The sequence below is a fragment of the Streptomyces sp. NPDC030814 genome (genome assembly GCF_055572155.1).
In genome coordinates this window covers 327,944-334,007 of record NZ_JBVIDX010000010.1, presented here as the reverse complement: position 1 = coordinate 334,007, position 6,064 = coordinate 327,944, and the positions used below count along the sequence as shown (strand labels likewise).

The window sequence follows — 6,064 nt, the reverse complement described above, 5'->3', positions numbered from 1 at the left end:
GCCCGGTTACATTCCGAACCCGGAAGCTAAGCCTTACAGCGCCGATGGTACTGCAGGGGGGACCCTGTGGGAGAGTAGGACGCCGCCGAACAATCTTTGACAGGACCCCTGGTCACCAGCGTACAGCTGGGACCAGGGGTCCTTTTGTTGTTCCGGAACAAGTACAGCCCGGAGCGCGCCGGGTACCCGGCTGCGCGAGAATGACTTGCGGTACCTAAGACAGGAGTCACCATGTCCACCAACTCTCCCGACGACCGACCGGAGCGCGACCAGCGGCGACGGGACAGTGGTGACCGTGGCGGCTACCGCGGTGGCCCGCGTCGGGACAACGACCGTCGGGACAACGACCGCGGCGGCTACGGCCGGCGAGACGACCGCGGCGGGTTCCGGCGCGGCGACGACCGCGGCGAGCGTGGCGACCGCGGCGAGCGTGGCGGTTTCCGTCGCGACGACAACCGTGGTGGCGAGCGTGGTGGGTTCCGTGGTCGCGACGACCGCGGCCGCGACGACCGCCGCGAAGGCGACCGTGGGCCTCGCCCCGGGTTCCGCCGTGACGACCGTCCTGGCGGGCCGCGTCGCGACGACCGGGACCGTGGCTTCCGGCGGGACGGCGACCGCCCTGCCTTCCGCCGTGACGACCGCCGCGACGACCGCCGTGACGACGACCGGGGCGGTTACGGCCGTCGCGACGACCGTCCTTCCTTCCGCCGCGACGACCGGCGTGACGACCGCCGGGACAGTGGTGACCGTGGCGGCTTCCGCAGGGACGACCGCGACCGTGGCTTCCGGCGTGACGACCGGCGTGACGACCGTGGGGAGCGCCGTGAGGGCGACCGTCCCTCGTACCGTCGTGACGACGACCGCGGGGGCTTCCGCCGTGACGACAGCCGTGGCGGCGAGCGCGGCGGGTTCCGTGGACGCGACGACCGCGGCCGCGACGACCGCGGCCGCGACGACCGTCGTGGGGACGACCGCGGTGGGCGCCCGGCGTTCCGTCGTGACGACCGGCGGGACGACTTCCGGCGTGACGACAGCCGTGGCGGCGACAGGGCGCCCTTCCGTCGGGACGACCGCCGTGATGTCCGGCGTGACGACCGTGGGGAGCGCCGTGAGGGCGACCGTCCCTCGTACCGTCGTGACGACGACCGCGGTGGCTTCCGCCGTGACGACAGCCGTGGCGGCGAGCGCGGCGGATTCCGTGGACGCGACGACCGCGGCCGCGACGACCGTGGGCGTGGGCCCCGGCGTGACGACCGGGGCGGTCGGCCCGGTGGCTTCCGTGGGCGCGACGACCGGCGCGACGACCGGCGTGGCGGCGGACGATTCCGCGACGAGCGGGACCGTGACCGGGAGCGCGAGCCGATCAAGCGGCTGCCGATTCCCGAGGACGTCACCGGCGAGGAGATCGACAAGGACGTACGGCAGGAACTGCAGAGCCTGCCCAAGACGCTGGCGGACGACGTCGCGAAGAACCTGGTGATGGTCGCCCGGCTCATCGACGAGGACCCTGAGGGCGCTTACGGCTACTCCCGGGTCGCCCTGCGCCTGGCGTCGCGCGTCGCCGCCGTGCGGGAGGCGGCCGGCTTCGCCGCGTACGCCAACCAGAAGTACAGCGAGGCGCTCGCCGAGTTCCGGGCCGCGCGGCGGATGACCGGCAGCGTGGACCTGTGGCCCGTCATGGCGGACTGCGAGCGTGGTCTCGGGCGGCCCGAGAAGACCCTCGACATGGCCGGGGCGCCCGAAGTGCACAAGCTGGACAAGGCCGGTCAGGTCGAGATGCGGCTCGTGGCGGCCGGCGCACGGCGGGACATGGGGCAGCTCGACGCGGCCATCGTGACCCTGCAGAGCCCCGAGTTGGCCTCCAACTCCGTACAGCCGTGGACCGCGCGGCTGCGGTACGCGTACGCCGACGCGCTGCTCGCCGCCGGGCGTGAGGGCGAGGCACGGGAGTGGTTCGCCAAGGCCGTCGAGGCCGACAAGGACGGCAGCACGGACGCCTCGGACCGGCTGGCGGAGCTGGACGGTGTCGAGTTCGTCGACGCCCTCGTCGAGGTCGAGGACCGGGACGAGCAGGAGCACGGTGGTGACGCCCTGCCCGTGGAGGACGCCGAGCCTCGTGACCTGACGACCGCCGTGGACGAGGACGTCGTGGTCGTGGAGGAGAGCCAGGCCGTGGCGGACGTCGAGGCGGGCGAGAAGCCCGAAACCGCCGCAGACGCCGAAGACGCCGAAGACGCCGACGGCAGCGCGGACCGCGAGGCCGACAAGGGCTGACGTCGGCTCGTGGAAGCCGGAAGGGGGTGGGATACCCGTACGCGGGATCCCGCCCCCTTCGCGTGTCGGCGGACCCGGCCCAAGGGCTGTCCCGTCATCCCCGGCGGGCGCACGACGCCGGCTACGGCACCTCGCCGCATTGTCGGAACGCCCGCATGCATCCAGTGTGCGGACGCCCCTGCGCCCTCCGCCTTGCGACGCACCGCATCCGACGCCGTGCACTGATCCACCGCGGATCACGGGACAGCTTTTAGAGGTTCAGGGCGCGCAGGACCAGACCCGAGGCCGGCTTCGGGCCGAACGACGTGGACTTGCGGGGCATGGTGACGCCCTGGCGGGCCAGGTCGCGTACGACTTCCTCGCGGACCGGGTGCATCAGGACGGCCGTGCCGCCGTCGCGTTCGGCCTTGTCGACCGTGGCGGCCGTGTCGTGGATGTACGCGACATGCGCGGGCGAGTCCTCGGGGATCCGCCAGACATGACGCAGGAGCGTGGCGTGCAGGACCGTCGCGTCGAGGGTGCGCCAGGCGGCAGGGCGGTCGGCGGGGATGGTACGGGCCAGGAGGTCCGGGTCCGGGCGGTCGACGAGGTGGAAGGCGCCGTCACCGGCGAGGAGAAAGGCGTTGCCTCCGTGCGCCGCGTCCGCCAGGGACTGCAGGGCCTCGGGGAGCGGGACTTCGAGGTGCCGTACGCGGAACAGGCCGTCCAGGGCGGTCAACGCCTCGGAGACGGGAAGCCCGTGGAGGAGGCGGTGGATCGCGCGGACGCGCAGGGGGTAGCGGGCGGTGTCCACGAGGAGGACCAGGCCGTAGTCCCAGGGGCTGGGGGAGGGGTGCTCGGTGCGCAGGCGCAGGTAGGTCGCCCAGCGGTGGTGGCCGTCGGCTATGAGGGCCTGATGGTGGGTGAGGTCCGACTGGATCTCGGCCAGGCTGTCGGCGTCGGTGACCGCCCACAGGCGGTGGCTGAAGCCGTCCTCGGTGGTCGTGGAGAGAAGCGGGGGGCCTTCGACGGTCCGCTCGACCACGGCGGTCGCACCGACGGGGGAGCCGCCGCCCCGGTATGTCAGAAGCAGGGGTTCCATGTTGGTGGACGTCGCACGCATCAGGGCCGCGCGGTCCGCGATGACATGGGGTATGACGTCCTCGTGGGGGAGGACCACTCCGTCCGCGGGCTCCGAGAGGCGCAGGGCGCCGATCAGGCCGCGCTGGAGGACGGTGCCGTCCGCCTGCTCGTAGACGTAGAGACCGGGATGGGGGTCGGGTGCCAGGACGCCCTCGGCGAGCCAGCGGCGCAGCGTCTCGGCCGCCTGTGCGTTTCTGGCGGTCGGGGTAACGGCCTGGGGAAGGATCAGGCGGACGATGTTGTGCGGGTCGGCGGACTCGAGGTGGAGCAGACCGTCCGGCCGTACGACCACGTCGTACGGCGGGGATGTCACGGCGGCCAGGCTGCCGACCCGGTCGGGGTCGTAGCGAAGGCCCCGGAACGGGGTCAGTTCGAGGCCGCTGCGCGCCGGGATCTCCTCCGCGGGACCTGCGTTGTTCATTGGTGCATCGTATGTGTGTCAGTGCCATGCGCGATGATCGGGTGAAGCGATCGGACCGATGGAGACCGGATGGGTACGCGAGCGCGTACCGGTCGAGCGAGGAGCGGTGTGCAATGAGCCAGGCAGTCAGGACGCGGCCCGACGGCAGCGGGCAGGCCCTGAGCGAGGCGTACGACACGGCGCTGCTCGATCTGGACGGAGTGGTGTACGCGGGCGGGAGCGCGATCGCGCACGCCGTCGAGTCCCTCGGTACGGCCCGCGAAGGCGGAATGCACCTGGCGTACGTCACCAACAACGCGCTGCGGACGCCGGACGCCGTGGCGGAGCACCTCACGGAGCTGGGGATACCGGCCGAGAGCGGGGACGTCATCACGTCGGCGCAGGCCGTGGCCCGGCTGATCAGCGAGCAGTTGCCGGCCGGCGCGCGGGTGCTGGTCATCGGCGGTGACGGACTCAGGGTCGCGCTGCGCGAACGGGGGCTGGAGCCGGTCGAGTCGGCCGACGACGATCCGGCGGCGGTCGTGCAGGGATACGGCGGTCCCGAGCTGCCCTGGGGGCGGTTCGCGGAGGCGAGTTACGCCATCGCGCGCGGGCTGCCGTGGTTCGCGTCCAACACCGATCTGACGATCCCGAGCGCGCGGGGCATCGCGCCGGGGAACGGGGCGGCGGTGCAGGTGGTACGGATCGCCACGGGTGCCGAGCCGCAGGTGGCGGGCAAGCCGCTGCCGCCGATGCACCGGGAGACCATCCTGCGGACCGGCGCCCGGCGACCGTTGGTGGTCGGGGACCGGCTGGACACGGACATCGAGGGCGCGTTCAACGGCGAGGTCGACTCACTGCTCGTCCTGACCGGTGTGACCGACGGCGCCCAGTTGCTCGCCGCGCCGCCGCAGCACCGGCCGACGTACGTCGACGCCGATCTGCGGGGGCTGCTCACGGGGCAGCCGGAAGTCGTGGCGGAGGGCACGGGCTTCCGGTGCGGAGGCTGGACGGCGACCGCCGGCGGCGAGGAGCTGCGGCTGGACGGTGAGGGCGAGGCGCTCGACGGACTGCGGGCGCTGTGCGCGGCGGCCTGGACGGCGGCCGGTGCCGACTCCTGCGAGCTGGACGGCGGGAAGGCGCTGGCGCGGCTCGGGCTGTGAGACGACGGTGCGTGGGCCGGATCGAGCCGTAAGGGAGGATAGGCTAACCTAACCGGGTGTTGGTCGAGAGTCCCCCCGAACCGCGCGCGGAGACCGCCCCCGCGCCCCCGAACCGCAGGGCAGCGATACGTACCGCCGGACTCCTCGTGTCCGTCGGCCTGCTGGCCCTGGTCGCGCTCGCCAGCATCACGATCGGCGCGAAAGAACTGTCCCTCGGGCAGGTCTGGCACGGCCTGTTCGAGGACACGGGGACGTACGGTGACGTCGTCGTCGGGGAGCGGATCTCGCGCACCCTGCTCGGGCTGCTCGCCGGGGCCGCGCTCGGCCTGGCCGGTGCCGTGCTCCAGGCGCTCACCCGGAACCCGCTGGCCGACCCGGGGCTGCTCGGCATCAACGCGGGTGCGTCCGCCTCGGTCGTCACCGCCATCACCTACTTCGGCGTCACCTCGCTGACCGGATATGTGTGGTTCGCGTTCCTCGGGGCGGCGGCCGTCGGCGCGCTGGTGTGGTTCCTCGGCGGCAGCCGGGGCGCGACCCCCGTGCGGCTCGCGCTGGCCGGCACGGCGATCAGCGCCGCACTGTACGGCTACCTCCAGGCCGTGATGATCATGGATGACGCGGCGCTGTCGAAAATGCGCTTCTGGACGGTGGGTTCGCTGGCCTCGGCGACCGCCGAGACGATCAAGCAGGTGCTGCCGTTCCTCGTCGTCGGCACGGTCGTCGCCCTGCTGCTCTCCCGGCCGCTGAACGCGGTGGCCATGGGCGACGACACCGCCCGCGCCCTTGGCGCGAACCTCAACCGCACCCGCGCGCTCTCCATGGCCGCCGCGACCGTGCTGTGCGGGGCCGCCACCGCCGCCTGCGGACCGATCGTGTTCGTCGGGCTGATGGTGCCGCACGTCGTCCGCTCCTTCACCGGGCCCGACCTGCGCTGGATCCTGCCGTACGCGACGGTCCTGTCGCCCGTGCTGCTGCTCGGCGCCGATGTCATCGGCCGGGTGGTGGCCCGGCCCGCGGAACTCCAGGTCGGCATCGTCACCGCGATCCTCGGCGGGCCGGTCTTCATCTTTCTCGTACGACGGCGGAGGACGGCGCAGCTGTGAAG

4 protein-coding genes and 1 rRNA gene are annotated in these 6,064 nt (G+C 72.8%); 4 read left to right on the top strand and 1 reads right to left on the bottom strand.

Translation table 11 applies throughout. The features are described 5' to 3' along the window. Nucleotides 1-91: ribosomal RNA gene (rrf, locus tag ACZ43N_RS23110) — 5S ribosomal RNA — on the top strand; the annotation flags it as partial. A 1,280-nt stretch (nt 92-1,371) separates the two neighbouring features. Continuing rightward, entirely contained in the window at nt 1,372-2,274 is a 903-nt protein-coding gene (locus ACZ43N_RS23105) for a tetratricopeptide repeat protein (protein ID WP_468099960.1), read from the top strand. Between the two features lie 250 nt (nt 2,275-2,524). Here the strand turns inward: ACZ43N_RS23105 and ACZ43N_RS23100 are convergent, their stop codons facing one another. Further along, a complete protein-coding gene (locus ACZ43N_RS23100) occupies nt 2,525-3,817 on the bottom strand; it encodes a DUF1015 family protein (protein WP_468099941.1) in 1,293 nt (430 codons plus the stop codon). A 113-nt stretch (nt 3,818-3,930) separates the two neighbouring features. Between ACZ43N_RS23100 and ACZ43N_RS23095 the strand changes: the two genes are divergently transcribed. After that, entirely contained in the window at nt 3,931-4,959 is a 1,029-nt protein-coding gene (locus ACZ43N_RS23095) for an HAD hydrolase-like protein (RefSeq protein ID WP_468099940.1), read from the top strand. Nucleotides 4,960-5,015: 56 nt separating this feature from the next. Beyond that, nucleotides 5,016-6,062: a FecCD family ABC transporter permease gene (locus ACZ43N_RS23090; protein WP_468099939.1), complete on the top strand. Its 1,047-nt coding sequence runs from the start codon at nt 5,016-5,018 to the stop codon at nt 6,060-6,062. Nucleotides 6,063-6,064: the final 2 nt, after the last annotated feature.

What these genes read in the sequence shown, in the direction of transcription:
- ACZ43N_RS23095 (WP_468099940.1), top strand. Translation starts at nt 3,931, where the DNA reads ATGAGCCAGGCAGTCAGGACGCGGCCCGACGGCAGCGGGCAGGCCCTG.
- ACZ43N_RS23100 (WP_468099941.1), bottom strand. Translation starts at nt 3,817, where the DNA reads ATGAACAACGCAGGTCCCGCGGAGGAGATCCCGGCGCGCAGCGGCCTC.